Annotated in this window: 15 protein-coding genes; 8 read left to right on the top strand and 7 right to left on the bottom strand. The window is 75.4% G+C overall.

Annotated elements, in window-relative coordinates; translation table 11 throughout:
• Positions 1-56: 56 nt before the first annotated feature.
• From MY520_RS12880 to MY520_RS12865, 4 genes are all read right to left on the bottom strand, one after another.
• The gene (locus MY520_RS12880) at positions 57-530 is read right to left on the bottom strand and encodes a general stress protein (RefSeq protein WP_436692504.1); all 474 of its coding nucleotides are present in this window, start codon (positions 528-530) and stop codon (positions 57-59) included.
• Between the two features lie 64 nt (positions 531-594).
• Positions 595-1515: a septation protein SepH gene (sepH, locus tag MY520_RS12875; protein ID WP_436692503.1), complete on the bottom strand. Its 921-nt coding sequence runs from the start codon at positions 1513-1515 to the stop codon at positions 595-597.
• Positions 1516-1644: 129 nt separating this feature from the next.
• Positions 1645-2757 carry a phosphoserine transaminase gene (gene serC / locus MY520_RS12870; protein ID WP_436692502.1) on the bottom strand — a complete coding sequence of 371 codons (1113 nt, stop codon included), beginning with the start codon at positions 2755-2757 and terminating at the stop codon, positions 1645-1647.
• Between the two features lie 99 nt (positions 2758-2856).
• A complete protein-coding gene (locus tag MY520_RS12865; RefSeq protein ID WP_436692501.1) occupies positions 2857-3987 on the bottom strand; it encodes a citrate synthase 2 in 1131 nt (376 codons plus the stop codon).
• A gap of 180 nt (positions 3988-4167) precedes the next feature.
• Here MY520_RS12865 and pdxH point away from each other — a divergent pair, with 180 nt between their 5' ends.
• The gene (pdxH, locus tag MY520_RS12860; RefSeq protein WP_436692500.1) at positions 4168-4815 is read left to right on the top strand and encodes a pyridoxamine 5'-phosphate oxidase; all 648 of its coding nucleotides are present in this window, start codon (positions 4168-4170) and stop codon (positions 4813-4815) included.
• Between the two features lie 159 nt (positions 4816-4974).
• Positions 4975-6372, top strand: a complete 1398-nt coding sequence (locus MY520_RS12855; protein WP_436692499.1) for an MFS transporter — start codon at positions 4975-4977, stop codon at positions 6370-6372.
• A 40-nt stretch (positions 6373-6412) separates the two neighbouring features.
• Here the strand turns inward: MY520_RS12855 and MY520_RS12850 are convergent, their stop codons facing one another.
• On the bottom strand, positions 6413-7087 hold the full coding sequence (locus MY520_RS12850; RefSeq protein ID WP_436692498.1) for a UdgX family uracil-DNA binding protein: 675 nt from the start codon (positions 7085-7087) through the stop codon (positions 6413-6415).
• Positions 7088-7168: 81 nt separating this feature from the next.
• On the opposite strand from MY520_RS12850, the gene MY520_RS12845 reads away from it, so the two are divergent.
• The 4 genes from MY520_RS12845 to MY520_RS12830 all read left to right on the top strand — a co-directional run bounded on the left by MY520_RS12845 (position 7169) and on the right by MY520_RS12830 (position 11220).
• Complete coding sequence (locus MY520_RS12845) at positions 7169-8086, top strand: ABC transporter ATP-binding protein (protein ID WP_436692497.1); 918 nt, start codon at positions 7169-7171, stop codon at positions 8084-8086.
• Positions 8083-9267 (top strand): ABC transporter permease, encoded by a 1185-nt coding sequence (locus MY520_RS12840; protein ID WP_436692496.1) that lies wholly within the window; start codon positions 8083-8085, stop codon positions 9265-9267. The genes MY520_RS12845 and MY520_RS12840 overlap by 4 nt, the downstream gene beginning before the upstream one ends.
• A 39-nt stretch (positions 9268-9306) precedes the next feature.
• Positions 9307-10284 carry a TIGR03557 family F420-dependent LLM class oxidoreductase gene (locus tag MY520_RS12835; RefSeq protein WP_436692495.1) on the top strand — a complete coding sequence of 326 codons (978 nt, stop codon included), beginning with the start codon at positions 9307-9309 and terminating at the stop codon, positions 10282-10284.
• A gap of 78 nt (positions 10285-10362) precedes the next feature.
• The gene (locus MY520_RS12830) at positions 10363-11220 is read left to right on the top strand and encodes a tetratricopeptide repeat protein (RefSeq protein WP_436692494.1); all 858 of its coding nucleotides are present in this window, start codon (positions 10363-10365) and stop codon (positions 11218-11220) included.
• A 29-nt stretch (positions 11221-11249) separates the two neighbouring features.
• Here the strand turns inward: MY520_RS12830 and MY520_RS12825 are convergent, their stop codons facing one another.
• Positions 11250-12179: an SMP-30/gluconolactonase/LRE family protein gene (locus MY520_RS12825; protein WP_436692493.1), complete on the bottom strand. Its 930-nt coding sequence runs from the start codon at positions 12177-12179 to the stop codon at positions 11250-11252.
• 57 nt (positions 12180-12236) lie between these two features.
• Here MY520_RS12825 and ppc point away from each other — a divergent pair, with 57 nt between their 5' ends.
• Together ppc and MY520_RS12815 are read left to right on the top strand one after the other, a co-directional pair.
• Entirely contained in the window at positions 12237-15044 is a 2808-nt protein-coding gene (gene ppc / locus MY520_RS12820; RefSeq protein ID WP_436692492.1) for a phosphoenolpyruvate carboxylase, read from the top strand.
• Positions 15037-16146, top strand: coding sequence for an inositol monophosphatase family protein (locus MY520_RS12815; protein ID WP_436692491.1), 1110 nt, complete (start codon positions 15037-15039; stop codon positions 16144-16146). Before ppc ends, MY520_RS12815 begins: the two co-directional genes overlap by 8 nt.
• Positions 16147-16149: 3 nt before the next feature.
• Here MY520_RS12815 and MY520_RS12810 read toward each other — a convergent pair whose 3' ends face one another.
• Positions 16150-17568 (bottom strand): FAD-dependent oxidoreductase, encoded by a 1419-nt coding sequence (locus MY520_RS12810; RefSeq protein ID WP_436692490.1) that lies wholly within the window; start codon positions 17566-17568, stop codon positions 16150-16152.
• Positions 17569-17607 lie beyond the last annotated feature (39 nt).

Here is a 17607-nt window from a genome sequence, read left to right as displayed (position 1 = left end):
TTCCGGACAGTGCCGGAGTGCTCCTCGCCCGACCCCCCGACTGCGGGGGCGTGGCGTCAGCCGCGGAGGGCGAACCGGGCGAGCAGGGCGCGGGCGTCCTCGGCGCGGGCCGGGTTGCACATGACGTCGTAGCGGCCGGCGATGATCGCACTGGTGCTGGTGAAGTCGCGCCGCCCCCGGGTGGCCGCGTAGCCCATGACGCCGAAGAGCGCGCCGAACAGCAGGCCGAAGAGCAGCCCCAGGAGCACCGAGCCCAGCCAGTCGTCGCCGTCGACGGTGAAGATCCCGAGCAGCAGCCCGACGAACAGGCCCCACCACGCGCCGCCGGCCGCGCCCGCTGCCAGCGCCCGTCCCAGGGTGAGCCGCCCGGTCACCCGCTCGACCTGCTTGAGGTCCGAGCCGATGATCGTGACGTTCTCGACCGCGAACTTCTCGTCGGACAGGTAGTCGACGGCGGCCTGCGCCTGCTCGTAGCTGTCGTAGGACCCGACCTGCACGCCGCCGAGCGGCATGGACACCGATGCGGCCATGAGTACCTCCCACCCCGAGGGAGCGCCGGACACCTCCGGGCGTTCCCGCCGGTCAGCATAGGGGTCAGCGGTGCCGGCGGACCCCGAACACGATGTCCTCCCAGGCCGGGATGCGCGCCCGCGGGTCCTCGTCGTCGCCGCCCTCCCCGTCGCCGCCGGGGCGGCCGAGGACCACGGTGTCGTGCTCGGCGATGTCGTCGTCGAAGTCCACGGGAGGGTCGGTGCGGCGCTCGGCCGGCAGGACGTCGACCGGCGGTGCCGGGGTGGCGTCCTCGTCGTCGGCCGCCAGCCGGGAGGAGGCGGGGGCCGCCAGGCCGTCGTCGTCGGGGACGACGGCGACCGGCCGGCGGTACGCCGGCACCGGCCGCTCGCTGGGCACGTGCGGGACGACGCGGACCAGGCGGGTGCCCTCCGCGAAGTCGGTGGTGGCGGCGTCGACCGGGGTGACGGTGCGGGCCGGGAGGTCGTAGGCCCAGCGGGTGACGCCGGACTTGGCGCCGGCCTGCCACGCCGCGGTGACCTGCCAGCCGTCGGCGGAGCGGTGCGCGTCCCAGCGGACGGCGTCCAGGTCGGCGCCGAGCAGCCGCAGGCGCTCGGACATGAACTGCTGCAGCGGCACCGACGGCGTGCCCTCGGAGAGCCGCACCCGGGCCTCGCGGGCCTGCTCGGCGACCCGCTCGCGCTCCTGGAGGACGGGGTGGGCGAACCGCATGATCCGCTCGACCCGGATCCCGGAGGCCGCGGCGACCTGCTCGGGCGTCTCGCCGGCGCGGATGCGGGCCTGGATCACCCGCGGCGGGAGGCTGACGCCGATCTCCACGTCGATCTGGCCGAGCCGGCGGGCGTCGCCGCGGGCGGCCGCGCGGACCCGGTCGTCGATCGGCAGCTCGAAGTGCTCGCCCTCCTCACCGGACTCGGGGGTGTCCACGGTGAGGACGAGGCTCTGCCCGTCGTCGGAGAGTGCCACGAGGCGCAGCGTGCGCATGGGCGACCTCCTGGGGGCTGCACGTGTCGGACGGGAGCCGGCTCGGGGGAGACAGCCCGAACGCGAGGCTATCCGCGGGCGGGGGAGCGGCTGCGCAGGCTGCCCGGCGTGGCGCGAACGGCCCCTCCCTCAGAGCTTCCCGACCACGTGGTCGATGCAGGCGGTGAGGGCGCTCACGTCGTCCGGGTCGACGGCGGGGAACATGCCCACGCGCAGCTGGTTGCGGCCGAGCTTCCGGTAGGGCTCGACGTCGACCACCCCGTTGGCCCGCAGCACCGTCGCCACCTGCGCGGCGTCCACCGAGTCGTCGAAGTCGACGGTCCCCACGACGTAGGACCGGTGGTCGGGGTCCTTGACGAACGGGGTCGCGTACGGCGACTGCTCGGCCCAGCCGTAGAGCCGGGACGAGGACTCCCGCGTGCGCGCCACGGCGCCCGAGAGCCCGCCGAGCGAGAGCAGCCAGCGGATCTGGTCGGCCAGCAGGAACAGCGTCCCGACCGCGGGGGTGTTGTAGGTCTGGTCCTTGCCGGAGTTGTCCACGGCGATCGACAGGTCCAGGAAACCCGGGATCCACCGCCCCGACGCCTTGATCTCGGCCACCCGCTCCAGCGCGTCCCCGGACATCAGCGCGATCCACAGCCCGCCGTCGGCGGCGAAGCACTTCTGCGGCGCGAAGTAGTAGACGTCGGTCTGCGAGACGTCGACCGGCAGCCCGCCGGCACCGCTGGTCGCGTCGATCAGCACCAGGGCGTCGTCCGTGCCGGACGGCCGCTGCACCGGGGCCATGACGCCGGTCGAGGTCTCGTTCTGCGCCCAGGCGTAGGCGTCGACGCCCTTGGCGGCCGTCGGCAGCGCCAGCGACCCCGGGTCGGCCTTCGCGACGACCGGGTCGGCGAGGAACGGCGCCTCGGCCACGCCGGAGGCGAACTTCGCGGAGAACTCCCCGTACGTGCCGTGCGCGCTGCGCTCCCGGATGAGGCCGATGATCGCCGCGTCCCAGAACGCGGTCGTCCCGCCGTTGCCGAGCACGACCTCGTACCCGTCGGGCAGGTCGAAGAGCTGGGTCAGCCCCTCGCGCACCTGCCGGACCAGGCCCTTCACCGGCGACTGTCGGTGCGAGGTCCCCATGAGCGAGGCGCCGCTGCTCGCCAGCGCCTCCAGCGCCTCGGGGCGGACCTTCGACGGGCCGCAGCCGAAGCGGCCGTCGGCAGGCAGGAGGTCGGCGGGGATGGTGATGCTCATCCGGGGGGACTGCCTTCTACGTGGGGTGGGGATGACGGGCGGCCTCCCTGCACGGGCCCGCCACGAGCGTGCGAGTGGCGGGGGCAGGGAGGCCCTCTCTCAGGCCGGCGTGGGCTGGTTGATGGCCTTGGTGGTGATGGTGTCGAAGCCCTCGACGTCCTCGGGCCGGCGCGCGTCCGGGCCGATGTAGCGCGCCGACGGGCGGACCAGCCGGCCGGTCTTCTTCTGCTCGAGGATGTGCGCGCACCACCCGGCGGTGCGGGCGCAGGTGAACATCGAGGTGAACATGTGGCTGGGCACCTCGGCGAAGTCGAGGACGATCGCCGCCCAGAACTCCACGTTGGTCTCGATCGGCCGGTCGGGACGGCGCTCGCGCAGCTCCGTCAGCGCGGCCTGCTCCAGGGCCAGCGCGGCCTGGAACCGCGGTGCGCCCAGCTCCTCGGCGGCGCGGCGCAGCACCCGGGCGCGGGGGTCCTCGGCGCGGTAGACGCGGTGGCCGAAGCCCATCAGCCGCTCGCCCCGGTCGAGCAGGTCCTTCACGTACCGCTCGGCACTGTCGGACTGCTCGACGCCGTCGAGCATGTGCAGCACGCGGGACGGCGCACCGCCGTGCAGCGGCCCGGACATCGCGCCGATCGCCCCGGACAGGGCGGCCGCCACGTCGGCGCCGGTGGAGGCGATGACCCGCGCGGTGAACGTCGAGGCGTTCATGCCGTGCTCGGCGGCCGACGTCCAGTAGGCGTCGACGGCGGCGACGTGGCGGGGGTCGGGCTCCCCGCGCCAGCGGACCATGAACCGCTCGACGATGGTCGAGGCCTCGTCGATCCGCTTCTGCGGCACCGCGGGGATGCCGATGCCGCGGGCGGACTGGGCGACGTAGGACAGCGCCATGACGGCGGCCCGCGCCAGCTCCTCCCGCGCCTCGTCGGGGTCGATGTCCAGCAGCGGCTTGTAGCCCCAGATCGGGGTGAGCATCGCCAGCGCGGCCTGCACGTCGACGCGCACGTCGCCGGTGTGCACCGGGATCGGGAACGGCTCGGCCGGCGGCAGGCCGGGGCCGAACTTGCCGTCGACCAGGAGCGCCCAGACGTTGCCGAAGGTGACCTTGCCGACCAGGTCCTCGATGTCGACGCCGCGGTATCGGAGCGCCCCGCCGTCCTTGTCGGGTTCCGCGATCTCGGTCTCGAAGGCGATGACGCCCTCCAGGCCGGGTACGAAGTCGTCGGCCATCTCGCATGCTCCTCTGCGCGCGGGACTCGTGCGTCCGTGGGAACGGCGCACGACTGCGACCAGACCCTAGGCCGTGCGAACGGGCCCGGAACAGCCGGGGCGGGGGAGGACGGCCCGCCCCGGCAGGGGGTTCGACGGCGGGGTCGCACCGCCGTCGGTGGCCGGTGACAGCATGGGTTCGTGCCCGACCTCTCCCGCATGCGCAGGGACTACGACCAGGAGGGTCTCCGGGAGGAGGACCTCGCCCCCAGCTGGGTCGAGCAGTTCGACCGCTGGTTCGGCGACGCCGTGGCGGCCGAGCTCCCGGAGCCCAACGCCGCGGTGGTCGCCACCGCCGACGCCGACGGCGCCCCGGACGCCCGCATCGTGCTCGTCAAGGGCTACGACGAGTACGGCTTCGTCTTCGGCACCAGCTACGCCTCGGCCAAGGGCGCCCAGCTCGCGGTCAACCCCCGGGCGGCGCTGGTCTTCCCCTGGCACGCCCTCCAGCGCCAGGTGCGGGTGGCCGGCCGGGTCGAGCGGGTGGGCGCCGCGGCGTCCGACGACCTGTGGGACCCCCGCCCGCGCGGTGCCCAGCTGGCGGCCGCGGCCTCGGTGCAGTCGACCGTCGTCGACTCGCGCGAGGAGCTGGTGGAGCGGCTGCGCCGGCTCGACGCCGGGACGCCGGAGGGCGGGGTGCCCCGGCCGGAGGCGTGGGGCGGCTACCGCGTGGTCCCCGACCGGGTCGAGTTCTGGCAGGGCGGCGTCGACCGGCTGCACGACCGGCTGCGGTTCGTGCGGGATGACGAGGAGGGTGGCGGCTGGATCGTCCAGCGGCTCGCTCCGTGAGCGGACAGGGGCGTGAGCATCGCAGCGAGGAACGAGCGAGGAGCGGAGCGCCCCGCGGGAGCGAACGGGGGGCCTGGTGAGCGCACAGGGGCGTGAGCATCGCAGCGGGCGCCGGCGAGCGAGGAGCGGAGCGCGCCGCGGGAGCGAGCCGGTGACCCGATGACTTCACCCGTCGACCCCGTCGAGGGTGGCGGCCCGGTCGAGGAGCCGGTGCCGGTGCCGGCGAGGCCCCAGCGCGCCTGGGCCATCGACACCACCCCGCTGCGCAACCCGGACTACCGGCGGCTGTTCTGGGGCGTGGCGGCGACCATGCTCGGCCAGCAGATGACGCTGGTCGCCGTCCCGTACCAGGTCTTCACCCTCACCGGCTCCTCGCTGCTGGTCGGCGTCACCTCGATCGTGGCGCTGGTCCCGCTCATCGTCTTCGGCCTGCTCGGTGGCGCCATCGCCGACTCCATGGACCGGCGCCGCCTCATGCTGGTCACCGGGGTCGGCTCCGCGGTGACCAGCGCGCTGCTCGCCGTCCAGGCGCTGCTGCCCGGCGGCGGGAACCTCTGGCTCCTGTGGGTCCTCACCGCCTGCGTCTCCGGCTTCAGCGCCGTCAACCAGCCGACCCGCAGCGCCGTCATCCCGGCCATCGTCGGCGCCGAGGGGGTGCCGGCGGCCAACGCGCTGGCGATGACGGTGCGGCAGGTGGGGGTCATCGTCGGGCCGCTGCTGGCCGGCGTCCTCATCGCCGTCGGCGACCTGTTCATCACCTACACCGTGGACGCGCTCGGCTTCGTCGTCGCCGTGCTGCTGCTGCGCGGCCTGCCGACGCTGCTCCCCGGCCGGGACGCCGGGCCGCTGCGGCTCGGCGCCGCACTGCGCGGCGTGTGGGAGGGCTTCGGCTTCCTGCGCACCCAGCCGGTGCTCCTGATGACCTTCGTCGTCGACATCATCGCGATGTGCTTCGCCTGGCCGCAGGCGGTGTTCCCCGAGCTGTCGGAGGGGCGGTACGCGGACTCGCCCAACAGCCTGGGCTGGCTGTACGCCGGGATCTCGATCGGCGCGCTGGTCATGGGGCTGACCTCGGGGTGGGTGTCGCGGGTCGACCGGCAGGGCGTCGTCGTGCTCGGCGCGATCGTCGTGTGGGGCCTGGCGATCATCGGCTTCGGCGTCGCGCCGTCGCTGTGGCTCGCCGTGCTGTGCCTGGCGGTGGCCGGGGCCGGCGACATGGTCAGCGCGGTGCTCCGGTCCTCGATGCTCCAGTTGGCCGCCCCCGAGGAGATGCGCGGCCGGATGCAGGGCGTCTTCCTCGTCGTCGTCGCGGGCGGGCCCCGGCTCGGGGACCTGCGGGCGGGCGCGATCGCCAGTGCGGCCTCGGTCAGCGCGGCGATGGTGTCCGGCGGCGTCGTGGTCGTCGTCGCGATGGCCGTCGTCGCGGTCGCCGTGCCGTCGTTCTGGCACTTCCGGGCGTCCCGGGCGGCCTACGCGGGCACGGCGGCGGGCGAGCCCCGGCCGGCCTCGCCCGCCCCCGAGAGTGGCGACGACCGGCCGGGGCACCCCGAATCATGACCGGATACGGACCGTTTCGCTTTCCCGGGGGGTGCCGGGCTCAGGCCAGCGCGTGCGCGACCACCCGGAGGTCGGCGACGAGGGCGTCGTAGGCGGCGTCGCGGGCCTCGTCCGGCGTCCGCAGGATCGCCGAGGGGTGCGTGGTGGCCAGCATCCACGTCTGGTGCGGGGCGTCCTCGTCGTCGTCGGCCGGGTCGGCGGCGGCCTCGGTGCCGGGCGGGGTCCACGGGACGAGCCGGCCGCGGTCCTTGGTGATCCGGAAGCACGGCGAGATCAGCGCCTTGGCCGCGGTGGCCCCGAGGCAGACCACGACCTCGGGCTGGAGGACGGCGAACTCCGCCTCCAGCCACGGCCGGCAGGCGCGCAGGTGCTCGGGACCCGGCGTCTGGTGGATCCGCCGCTTGCCCTTCTGCGTGAAGCGGAAGTGCTTGACGGCGTTGGTGACGTAGGCGTCGCGGCGGTCGATGCCGGCGTCGCCCAGTGCCTTGTCCAGCAGCCGGCCGGCCGGGCCGACGAACGGCTCGCCCTTGCGGTCCTCCTGGTCGCCGGGCTGCTCACCGACGAACACGATGCGAGCGGTCGGCGGGCCCTCGCCGAACACCGTCTGGGTGGTGCCCTGCCACAGCTCGCACGCCGTGCACCCGGCCGCGGCGGCGCGCAGCCCGTCCAGCCCAACCCCGGACGGCGGCTGTGCCGGGACGTTCTCCTCGCTCATGACCCGATGACACCCCAGTCGCGTGCGCGGCGCGACCTCGGCCGACCGATACGGTCGAGGAGCGGATCGGACGGAGGAACGGTGCTGGAGTTCGAGGGGCTGTACAAGACCTACGGGTCGAACCAGGTGCTCGAGGGGGTGACGTTCACGGTCGCGCCCGGGTCGATGTTCGGCTTCTGCGGCGCCAACGGGGCCGGCAAGACCACGACCATGCGGATCGCGCTGGGGCTGGCCCGCGCCGACGCCGGGGAGGTCCGCTGGCAGGGCCGTCCGCTCGACCAGGAGGTGCGGCGGCGGGTCGGCTACATGCCGGAGGAGCGCGGCCTCTACCCGAAGATGAAGGTCGGCGAGCAGCTGGCCTACTTCGCGCGGCTGCACGGTCTCGACGCCGCCGCGGCCCGCCGCGCCGCCGAGCACTGGGCCGAGCGGCTGGGCCTCGGCGCCCGCCGCGGCGACCAGGTGGAGAAGCTGTCGCTGGGCAACCAGCAGCGCGTGCAGCTCGCCGCCGCGCTCGTCAGCCGGCCCGAGGTGCTCATCCTCGACGAGCCGTTCTCGGGCCTGGACCCGGTCGGCGTGGACTCCCTGGCGGAGGCGCTGCTGGAGCAGGTCCGCGACGGCGTCCCGGTCGTGTTCTCCAGCCACCAGCTCGACCTGGTCGAGCGGCTGTGCGACTCCGTCGGCATCCTCGCCCGCGGCCACATGGTCGCCACCGGGACGGTCGCCGAGCTGCGCCGCCGGGAGGCCGGCCGGCTGCTGCGGGTCGTCGTCCCCGACGCGCCCGCGGGCTGGCCGGCCCTCCTGCCCGGCGTGCGGGTCGTCTCGCAGCAGGCCGGCGACACCCTGCTGGAGCTCGACGGCGGGACCGACGACCAGGCGGTGCTGGCCGCGGCGCTGCGCACCGGCCGGGTCACCCACTTCGCCTGGCGCGAACCGACCCTCGTCGAGCTCTTCCGCGAGGCCGTCGCCGACCCGGCTCCGCGCGAGCAGGTGGCGGCATGAGCGAGCCGGGGAACCCGGGCAGCGCGGCCCTCGTCCGGCTGGTCGCCGGCCGGGAGATCTCCAGCCGCATCCGGGACAAGAACTTCATCATCAGCTCGATCGTCATCGTCGTCCTCCTGCTGGGCCTGATGGCCTTCCAGGTCGCGGTCAACTCCGGCGGGGACGAGGGCCGGCTGGGGATCGTCGGCGACGCGAGCCGGCTCGGGCCCGCCGTCCAGGAGCAGGCGGCGACCGTCGGCGTCGCCGTCGAGGTCGTCGAGTACGCCGACGAGGCGACGGCCCACGCCGCGGTCGAGGACGAGGAGGTCGACGGCGCGCTGGTGGACGGTGCGGGGGCGAACCCCGAGCTGATCGTGCGCGAGCGCGACGCGACGATGGAGGCAGTCGTCAGCGGCGCGGTCACCGGGGTGGCGATCTCCGACCGGCTGCTCGAGGCGGGTGTCGACCTGCAGCAACTGCCCCAGGTCGCGGTGACGCCGCTGGCGGACGCCGAGGACGACGGCCAGCGGATCGTCGTGGCGGTCATCGGGGTCGCCGTCCTGTACGGCCTGCTCATCCTCTTCGCCCAGTTCGTCGCTCAGGGCGTCGTGGAGGAGAAGTCCAGCCGCGTGGTGGAGCTGCTGCTGGCCACCATGCGCCCGTGGCAGCTGCTCGCCGGGAAGATCCTGGGCCTCGGCGTCCTGGGGCTCGGGCAGATCGTCGTGATCGGCGTCGTCGGGGTGTCCGCCGCGCTGGCCTTCGACGTGGTCGCGGTGCCCGGCGAGCTGATCAGCACGGTGCTCACGGTCGTCGCCTGGTTCGTGTTGGGGTACGCGTTCTACGCCTCCGTGTTCGCCGTCGCGGCCTCCCTGGTCAGCCGGCAGGAGGACCTCGGCAGCGTGCTGACGCCGACGTCGCTCCTGCTCGTGGTCGGCTTCGTCGTCGCCTTCCAGGCCGCCGGCGACCCCACCAGCACGCTGGCCACGGTCGCCTCCTACGTGCCCGGGCTGTCGCCGCTGGTCATGCCGGTGCGGCAGGCCGCCGGGGAGGCCGCACTGTGGGAGGTGGCGCTGGCCGTCGTCCTCATGCTCGTGGCGATCGCGCTCATCGTGCGGCTCGGCGGGCGGGTGTACGCGGGGGCGCTGCTGCGCACCACCGGCAAGGTCAAGCTGCGGGAGGCGCTGCGCGCCGAGCGCGTGTGAACCGGTTGGGCGCAACCGGGCCCGGGTAGCCGCCGCCGCATGGCGATGCAGCTGGGCTACACGATGATGACCGAGCAGGCGGGGCCGAAGGACCTGGTCGCCCACGTGGTGGGCGCCGAGGAGGTCGGCTTCGACTTCGCGGTCAGCAGCGACCACTACTTCCCCTGGCTCGACGAGATGGGCCACGCGCCGCACGCGTGGACCGTCCTGGGCGCCGCCGCGCAGGCCACCAGCCGCATCCCGCTCATGACCTACGTGACCTGCCCGTCGTTCCGGTACCACCCGGCGGTCGTCGCGCAGAAGGCGGCGACGCTGCAGTTGCTCTCCGACGGCCGGTTCACCCTCGGCCTGGGCTCCGGCGAGAACCTCAACGAGCACGTCGTCGGTGCCGGCTGGCCGCCGGCCGACGTCCGCCAGGAGATGCTGGTCGAGGCGATCCAGATCATCAGCGACCTCTTCGACGGCGGGTACTGCAACATCCGGGGCGAGCACTTCGACGTCGAGTCGGCCAAGCTCTGGGACCTCCCCGAGCAGCGGGTGCCGATCGGCGTCGCCGTCTCCGGCGCACAGTCCTGCCAGATCGCCGGCGAGCTCGCCGACGCGATGATCGCCGTCGAGCCGAACGCCGAGCTCGGGGAGCAGTTCGACGCCGCCGGCGGGGCCGGCAAGCCCCGGATCGGGCAGATGCCGGTCTGCTACGACGCCGACCGGGACGCCGCCGTCACCCGCGCGCACACCCTGTTCCGCTGGTTCGGCCTCGGCTGGAAGGTCAACGCCGAGCTGCCGGACACCCCGGCGTTCGACTCGGCCAGCCAGTTCGTGCGGGAGGAGGACGTCGCGGCGAGCATCCCGTGCGGGGACGACGTCGACGCGGTGCTCGAGGCGGCGAGGGCCTATGCCGACGCCGGGTTCACCCACCTCGCGCTGGTGCAGATCGGTGGCGGGCACCAGGAGCCGTTCCTCCGCTGGAGCCAGGAGGAGCTGGTGCCCGCCTGGCGGGAGGCCTTCGGCGGGTGAGCCGGGGCACCTCCTCCTCGGGGTGAGACGCCACGGTCGGGGGACGACGCCGCCGCCGGCCGCCCTGATGATCACCGCATGGGGAAGGACCTGGACGGGCGCCTCCGGCGGCTGCGCGCCTGCCGGGACGCCGACGTGATCATCGAGCTGGGCTGCGACCTGGCCGATGCCGGGCGCGACCGGGACGCCGAACGCTGCTTCCGCCGCGCCGCCGAGCTGGGGGCTGCCCTGGGCTGGTTCAACCTGGGCAACAGCTTGGCTGCCCGCGGGCGGGTCGAGGAGGCCGTCGAGGCCTACGAGCAGGCCCTGGTCGGCGGCGAGGCCGACGCGTGGGTCAACCTCGGCCTGGTCCTCGAGGAGATCGGGGACCTGGCCGGCGCGATGCGCGCCTACCGCGGCGCCGGCCAGGCCGGCGACTCCGAGGGCGGGCTGCAGCTGGCCTTCCTCCTGCGCGAGCAGGGCGAGCACCAGCAGGCCCTGGCGGTGGCCGAGGAGGTGGCCGCGACCGGGGACGCCGGTGCCGCGGCCGTCGTCGCGTGCTGGCGGTGGGCGGCGACCGGCGACCTCGATCTGGAGGCCGACCTGCGGGCCGGGGCGGACCACTATCCCGGCGCCCGCACCGCGCTGGCCGCGCTGCTGCGCGCGACGGACCGGGTGGCCGACGCCCGGTTCGCCCTCGAGCGGGGCGCCAAGCGGGGCGAGGCCCAGGCCTGGCTGCCGCTGGGCAACTTCTACGTCGAGGAGCTGTGCGACGTCGAGGCGGCCGAGGAGGCCTACCGCGCCGGCATCGCCGCCGGGGACAGCTACTGCCACCACAACCTGGCCGTGCTGCTCGCCGAGCGGGGCGACCACGACGGCGCGGTGGAGCACTTCCGGCTCGGCGCGGCCGACGGCGACGACCTGGCCGCGCGGGCGCTGCGCGACCTCGAGGGCTGAAGAGCGTCGGTTTCCGCGGAAACCGACGGCTACACCACCTGGCGGACTCCACCCAGCGGGCCGCGGTAGGGGAACGCCGCGGGTCCGGTGGGCCCCGGCCGGGCGGTGAACAGCCGGCCGGCGTCGGGCTGGGCCGCCCGCGCGGCGTCGTCCATGCCCTCGGTGGAGGTGCTGACCACCAGCAGGTCCCGGCCCGGGCCGGCGAACGCGCAGCTCGACGTCTGGGCCACCGGCACCTCGACGACGGCCAGCAGCTCGCCGTCCGGTGACCAGCGGCGGACCTGGCCGCCACCCCACAGCGCCGTCCAGAGGCAGCCGTCGTCGTCGACGGTCAGGCCGTCGGCGACGCCCTCGTCGCCGGAGAACTCCAGCAGCACCCGGCCGTTGGCGAACGTGCCGGCGGACACGTCGTAGTCGAAGGCGTGCACGACGCCGGGGCCGGAGTCGGCCAGGTAGACGGTGCGGTCGTCGGGGGACCAGCCGATGCCGTTGGAGACGGTGAGCCCGTCGAGCACGGTGGTCACCGTGCCGTCGACGTCCAGCCGGTACAGCGTCCCGCCGCCGGGCCGCTGGTCGAAGGCCATGGTGCCGGCGAAGAACCGGCCGGCGCGGTCGCAGGCGGCGTCGTTCATCCGCGTGCCGCCGCTCGCCTCGGTGCCGCCCTCGCCGGCGAGGGTCACCAGCACCCGCGCCGTCCCGTCGCCGGCCAGGTGGGTGAAGCCGCCGCCCGCGGCCAGCAGCCAGCCTCCGGCGGTCGCGGGGGCGACGGCGCCCACGGTGTCGCCGCCGGGGTGCACGGCCGTCTCGGTGAGGGTGCCGTCGGCGGCGACCGTGGCCCGGCGGACCAGGCCCGCGGCGATGTCCACCCACAGCAGCTCGGCGCGGTCGGCGTCCCACCGCGGGCCCTCCCCGTGGCGGGCGGGGGAGAGGTCGGCGGCGACGGCCCGGAGACGGTCCACGACGGGAGGATCTCCCCAGGACACCCGCTCGTCACACCCGCCCCCGATACTGCCCCCGTGTCGGAAGCCACTGTCGACGTCGCCGACCTGCGCCACCACGGAGGGGCGGAGGGGGATGCCACCGCTGCCACCGACGCCCCGCTCCGCGAGGACATCCGGCTCCTGGGCCGCGTCCTGGGGGAGGTGATCGGCGAGCAGTCGGGCGAGGACGTGCTGGCGCTGGTGGAGTCCACCCGGGTGGAGGCCTTCCGCGTCCGCCGCTCGGAGGTCGACCGCGCCGAGCTGGCCGCCCGGCTCGGCGATCTCGACGTCCGCTCCACCAACCACGTCATCCGCGCGTTCAGCCACTTCTCGCTGCTGGCCAACCTCGCCGAGGACATCCACCACCAGCGGCGCCGCCGCATCCACCGGCGCGAGGGCTCGCCCCCGCAGAAGGGCAGCCTGGCGGCGACCCTGGGGCTGCTGGACGCCGCGCGGCTCGACCCGGACGTCGTCGCGCGCGAGCTCGCCGGCGCGCTGGTCTGCCCGGTCGTCACCGCCCACCCCACCGAGGTCCGGCGCCGCACGGTCTTCCGCGTGCAGCGCCAGGTCACCGAGCTGATCCGCCGCCGCGACCGCTCCGCCCCCGGCGAGGTGGAGGAGGCCGAGTGGTCGGCCGAGCTGCACCGGGCGGTGCTCACCCTCTGGCAGACGGCGCTGCTGCGGCTGTCCCGGCTGCGGCTGGCCGACGAGATCGACGAGGCGCTGCGCTACTACGAGCTGTCCCTGTTCGAGGTGGTCCCGGCGATCAACGCCGAGCTGCGCCGGGCGCTGCGCGAGCGCTGGCCGCACGCCGGGCTGCTCCCGCGGCCCATGCTGCTGCCCGGCTCCTGGATCGGCGGCGACCGCGACGGCAACCCGTTCGTCACCGCCGACGCCGTCCGCCGGGCCAGCACCCGGCAGGCCGAGACCGCGCTGGCCCACCACCTCGGTGAGCTGCTGGCGCTGCACGACGAGCTGTCCATGTCCGACCGGCTGATCACCCCCACGCCGGAGCTGGCGCACCTGGCCGAGGCCTCCCGCGACGACTCGCCGTTCCGCGCCGACGAGTCCTACCGGCGCGCGCTGCACGGCATCCACGCCCGGCTGGCCGCCACCGCCCAGCGGGTGCTCGGGTTCGTCCCGGGCCGCCCGCCGCACCACGAGCTCGAGCCCTACGACGGCCCCGACGAGCTGCTCGCCGACCTGGCGACGGTCGACACGTCGCTGCGCCGGCACGGGGCCGACGCGCTCGCCGACGACCGGCTGGCCCGCCTGCGCGACGCCGTCGAGGTCTTCGGGTTCCACCTCTGCGGGCTGGACATGCGGCAGAACTCGGCGGTCCACGAGGAGGTGCTCGGCGAGCTGCTCGCCTGGGCCGGCGTCTGCCCCGACTACGCCGCCCTCGACGAGGACGACCGGGTGGCCCTGCTGGTCGGCGAGCTGCGGATGCGCCGCCCGCTGGTCCGGCACGGGGCGGAGCTGTCCGAGCTGGCCCGCGGGGAGCTCGACCTGCTGGAGGCCGCGGCCGAGCAGGTGCGGGAGCTCGGGCCGCGGGCGATCCCGAACTACGTGATCAGCATGTGCGAGTCGGTGAGCGACGTCCTCGAGGTCGCCGTCCTGCTCAAGGAGGTCGGGCTGCTCGACCCCGACGGCGAGGACGGCCCGACCTGCCCGGTCGGCATCTCGCCGCTGTTCGAGACGATCGCTGACCTCCAGCGCGCCGCGCAGACGATGTCCGCCGTCCTCGGCGAGCCGCTCTACCGAACGCTCGTGGCCAACCGGGGCGACGTGCAGGAGGTCATGCTCGGCTACTCCGACAGCAACAAGGACGGCGGCTACCTCGCCGCCAACTGGGCGCTGTACCGGGCCGAGCTGGCGCTGGTCGAGGTGGCCCGGACCGAGGGCATCCGGCTGCGGCTGTTCCACGGCCGCGGCGGCACCGTCGGGCGCGGCGGCGGGCCCAGCTACGACGCCATCCGCGCCCAGCCGCCGGGTGCGGTCGCGGGCGCGCTGCGGATCACCGAGCAGGGCGAGGTCATCGCCGCCAAGTACGCCGACCCGGACCTCGCCCGGCGCAACCTGGAGGCGGTGGTCGCGGCCACCCTGGAGTCGACCCTGCTCGACGTCGAGGGCCTGGGGGAGGACGCCGAACCGGCCTACGCCCTGCTCGACGACCTCGCCGCCCGCGCGCAGCAGGCCTACCGGGCGCTGGTGCACGAGACGCCGGGCTTCGTCGACTGGTTCCGCGCGGCGACGCCGATCGGCGAGCTGGCCGAGCTGAACATCGGCAGCCGGCCGCCGTCGCGCAAGGCCGGCGACTCGATCGCCGACCTGCGCGCCATCCCGTGGGTGTTCAGCTGGTCGCAGAGCCGCATCATGCTGCCCGGCTGGTACGGCACCGGCACCGCGCTGGAGAGCTGGGTGGACGGCGACGACGCGAAGCTGGCCCGGCTGCAGGAGCTGCACCGGCGCTGGCCGTTCCTGCGCACCATGCTGTCGAACATGGGGATGGTCCTGGCCAAGACCGATCTCGGGCTGGCCGCCCGCTACGCCGAGCTGGTGCCCGACGAGGAGCTGCGGCACCGGGTGTTCGACCAGATCACCGCCGAGCACGAGCGCAGCTGCCGGATGCTGCTGGCGGTCACCGGCGACGACCGGCTGCTGGCGGACAACCCGTCGCTGGCGCGGTCGATCCGCAACCGGTTCCCCTACCTGGAGCCGCTGCACCACCTGCAGGTCGAGATGCTGCGACGGCGTCGCGGCGGGGACGACGACGAGCTGGTGCGGCGCAACATCCAGCTGACCATCAACGGCATCGCCACGGCCCTGCGCAACAGTGGCTGAGCCGCGGCTGGAGTGGCGGGCCGACCCGGGACCGCTCGACCTGCGGGTGGCGACCCGGGCGGACGAGGTGCGCTCGGCGGCCGAGTCCCTCGGCGTCGCGCCGGCCGCCCTCGCCACCACGCTCGTCGACCCCGCCCGGCGGCTGCTGGTCGACGACCGGGGCAGCGTCGCGCTGCTGCGCCGCGAGTGGGGGGAGGACGGCGCCGCGGAGGCGGTGCTCGTGCGCCGGACCGGCGCCCGGATCACCCAGCCCCGCGTCCTCGCCGTCGCGGCCGGCTGGGGCTGCGAGCGGGTGCGCGACCGGGTGCGCGACGACGTCCTCCCCGTTCCCCTGCCACCGGTGGAGGCGCCGCTCGCCGACCGCTTCCTGCACCTGGCCGCGCTGGCCGCCACCCGCGTCGAGGTCGCCGCCGCGCTGGCCCGGGACGCCGGCACCGACCGGGTCAAGGACGACGGCAGCCCGTCGCTGGCCGCCGACGAGGCCGCGCACGCCGCCGCCGCGGAGGTGCTCGCCCCGCTGGGCGTTCCCCTGCTCAGCGAGGAGCGCCGCGACCGGCCGGTCGCCGACGACGCGCCGTGGATCGTGCTGGACCCGCTGGACGGCACCGGCAACTTCCGGGCCGGGCTGCCGCCGTGGGCGTTCTCGGCCGCCCTCGTCCGCGGCGGCCGCGCCGTCGCCGGGATCGTGGCCGACCTGTCGAGCGGCCGCCGCTGGGAGGGAGCGCTCGGCGCCGGCGCCCGCCGCGACGGCGTGCCCGTCCGGCCCCGGACGGGTGGCACGGTCGTCGTCCCCACGGCTCCGCCGGGCGGGAGCGTTCCCGTGCCGGCGGCCGCGCGGCGGATCCGGGTCACCGGCTGCACCGCGGTCGACCTGTGCCTGGTCGCCGACGGGTCGGCCGCGGCCTGGCACGACCTGGACCGCAGTGGCACGCACGTGCACGACGTCGCCGGGGGGCTGGCCGTGCTCGCCGCGGCCGGCGGGGTGGCGCTCGCCCCCGACGGCGGGCCGCTGCTGCTCCGGCCGGACACCGAGACCCTGATCCGGCTGGTCGCCGCCGCGGACGTCCGGACGGCGCGGGAGCTGCTGGTCGCCGCCGGGTGAGGCTCAGCGGGCCCGGGCGGCCGCCTCCTTGACCGCCGCCAGCAGCGACTCCCACTCGTGCAGCGTCGTCCGGGCCCGGCCGCGGGTGGCCCCGAGGGCGACCTCGGCCGCGTCGATCGCCCGCCAGTCCTCCAGCAGGACCGGGTCGGCGCCGTTGGCCCGGAGCTCGGACACCAGGTCGTCGCCCCCGCCGCGGCCCGGCCGGAGGACCCCGGCGGCGACGTCCTCGAGCAGCGCGGCGACCGTCTCCCGGGCGTCGTGCTTGTTGGTGCCGACGACGCCGGTCGGCCCCCGCTTGATCCAGCCGGCCACGTACTCGCCGGGCGCGCGCTGCCCGTCGCGCAGCACCCGCCCTCCCTCGTTGGGCACGGTGCCGCGCCGCTCATCGAGCGGCAGGTGCGGCAGCCCGCTGCCGCGGTAGCCGACCGAGCGCACCACCAGGTCGGCGGGGAGGACCTCCAGCTCACCGGTGCCCGACGCGCGGCCCTCGGCGTCGACGACGGTGCGCTCGACCTCGACGCCGGTCACCCGCTCCTCGCCGACCAGCCGCACCGGACGGGTGTAGAAGCGCAGCCGCAGCGGGGTCCGGCCCGGTTCGAGCGTGTGCCCGGCCCACTCGCGCAGCACGGCGAGGTTGCGGCTCACCACGCGGTCGGCGGCGGCCCGCTCCTCGGCGGCGGGGTCGAGCTCCAGGTCGGCGGGGTCGACCAGCACGGTGGCCTGCGCCAGCTCGTCGAGCTCGCGCAGCTCCTGGGTGGTGAACGTGGCGTGTGCCGGGCCGCGTCGGCCGAGGACCGTGACCGACCCCACCGGCGCGGCGGCCAGGGCGTCGAGCACGTGCTGGGGCATGTCGGTCGGCTCGAGTTCGGCCGGCGTGCGGGCCAGCACGCGGGCGACGTCGAGCGCCACGTTGCCGACGCCGACCACCACGACCGACCGCGCCCCGGCGAGCGCCGCCTCCACCCGCGCGCGGTCGGCGTCGGGGTGGCCGGTGTACCAGGCGACCAGGTCGGTCGCGGCCAGGCTGCCCGGCAGCTCCTCCCCGGGGATGGCCAGGTGCCGGTCCAGCGCCGCGCCGTAGGTGTAGACGACGGCGTCGACGGTGCGGGCCAGGTCGGCGCAGTCGAGGTCCCGCCCGACCTCGACGTTGCCGACGAACCGCACCGACGGGTGGTCCAGCGCCCGGTGCAGGGTGTCGCGGATGGCCCGCATCTTCGGGTGGTCGGGGGCGATGCCGTGCCGCACCAGGCCGAACGGCGTGGGCAGCCGGTCCAGCAGGTCGACGGCCACCGGCACGTCGTCCTGGCGGGTCAGCGCCTCGGCGGCGTAGATGCCGGCCGGACCCGCGCCGACGACGGCCACCCGCAGGGGTGGCACGGAGGACGGGGGACCGGGGTCTTCCTCGACCGACACGACAGGCATCCTGACCCGCGCGGGCGGGAATGCACCAGGCATAGGCCC

The sequence above is a fragment of the Geodermatophilus sp. CPCC 205506 genome (assembly GCF_051383635.1).
Classification (GTDB): Bacteria; Actinomycetota; Actinomycetes; order Mycobacteriales; family Geodermatophilaceae; genus Geodermatophilus.
The sequence above is the reverse complement of the archived record's forward strand: the minus strand, read 5'-3'. Positions and strand labels throughout refer to the sequence as shown.

Bases quoted from the DNA above. Each gene is read 5' to 3' on its own strand.
- MY520_RS12850 (WP_436692498.1), bottom strand. From the start codon at position 7,087: ATGAGCGAGGAGAACGTCCCGGCACAGCCGCCGTCCGGGGTTGGGCTG.
- MY520_RS12840 (WP_436692496.1), top strand. From the start codon at position 8,083: ATGAGCGAGCCGGGGAACCCGGGCAGCGCGGCCCTCGTCCGGCTGGTC.
- MY520_RS12830 (WP_436692494.1), top strand. From the start codon at position 10,363: ATGGGGAAGGACCTGGACGGGCGCCTCCGGCGGCTGCGCGCCTGCCGG.
- MY520_RS12865 (WP_436692501.1), bottom strand. From the start codon at position 3,987: ATGGCCGACGACTTCGTACCCGGCCTGGAGGGCGTCATCGCCTTCGAG.
- MY520_RS12855 (WP_436692499.1), top strand. From the start codon at position 4,975: ATGACTTCACCCGTCGACCCCGTCGAGGGTGGCGGCCCGGTCGAGGAG.
- MY520_RS12810 (WP_436692490.1), bottom strand. From the start codon at position 17,568: ATGCCTGTCGTGTCGGTCGAGGAAGACCCCGGTCCCCCGTCCTCCGTG.
- serC (WP_436692502.1), bottom strand. From the start codon at position 2,757: ATGAGCATCACCATCCCCGCCGACCTCCTGCCTGCCGACGGCCGCTTC.
- sepH (WP_436692503.1), bottom strand. From the start codon at position 1,515: ATGCGCACGCTGCGCCTCGTGGCACTCTCCGACGACGGGCAGAGCCTC.
- MY520_RS12835 (WP_436692495.1), top strand. From the start codon at position 9,307: ATGGCGATGCAGCTGGGCTACACGATGATGACCGAGCAGGCGGGGCCG.
- MY520_RS12880 (WP_436692504.1), bottom strand. From the start codon at position 530: ATGGCCGCATCGGTGTCCATGCCGCTCGGCGGCGTGCAGGTCGGGTCC.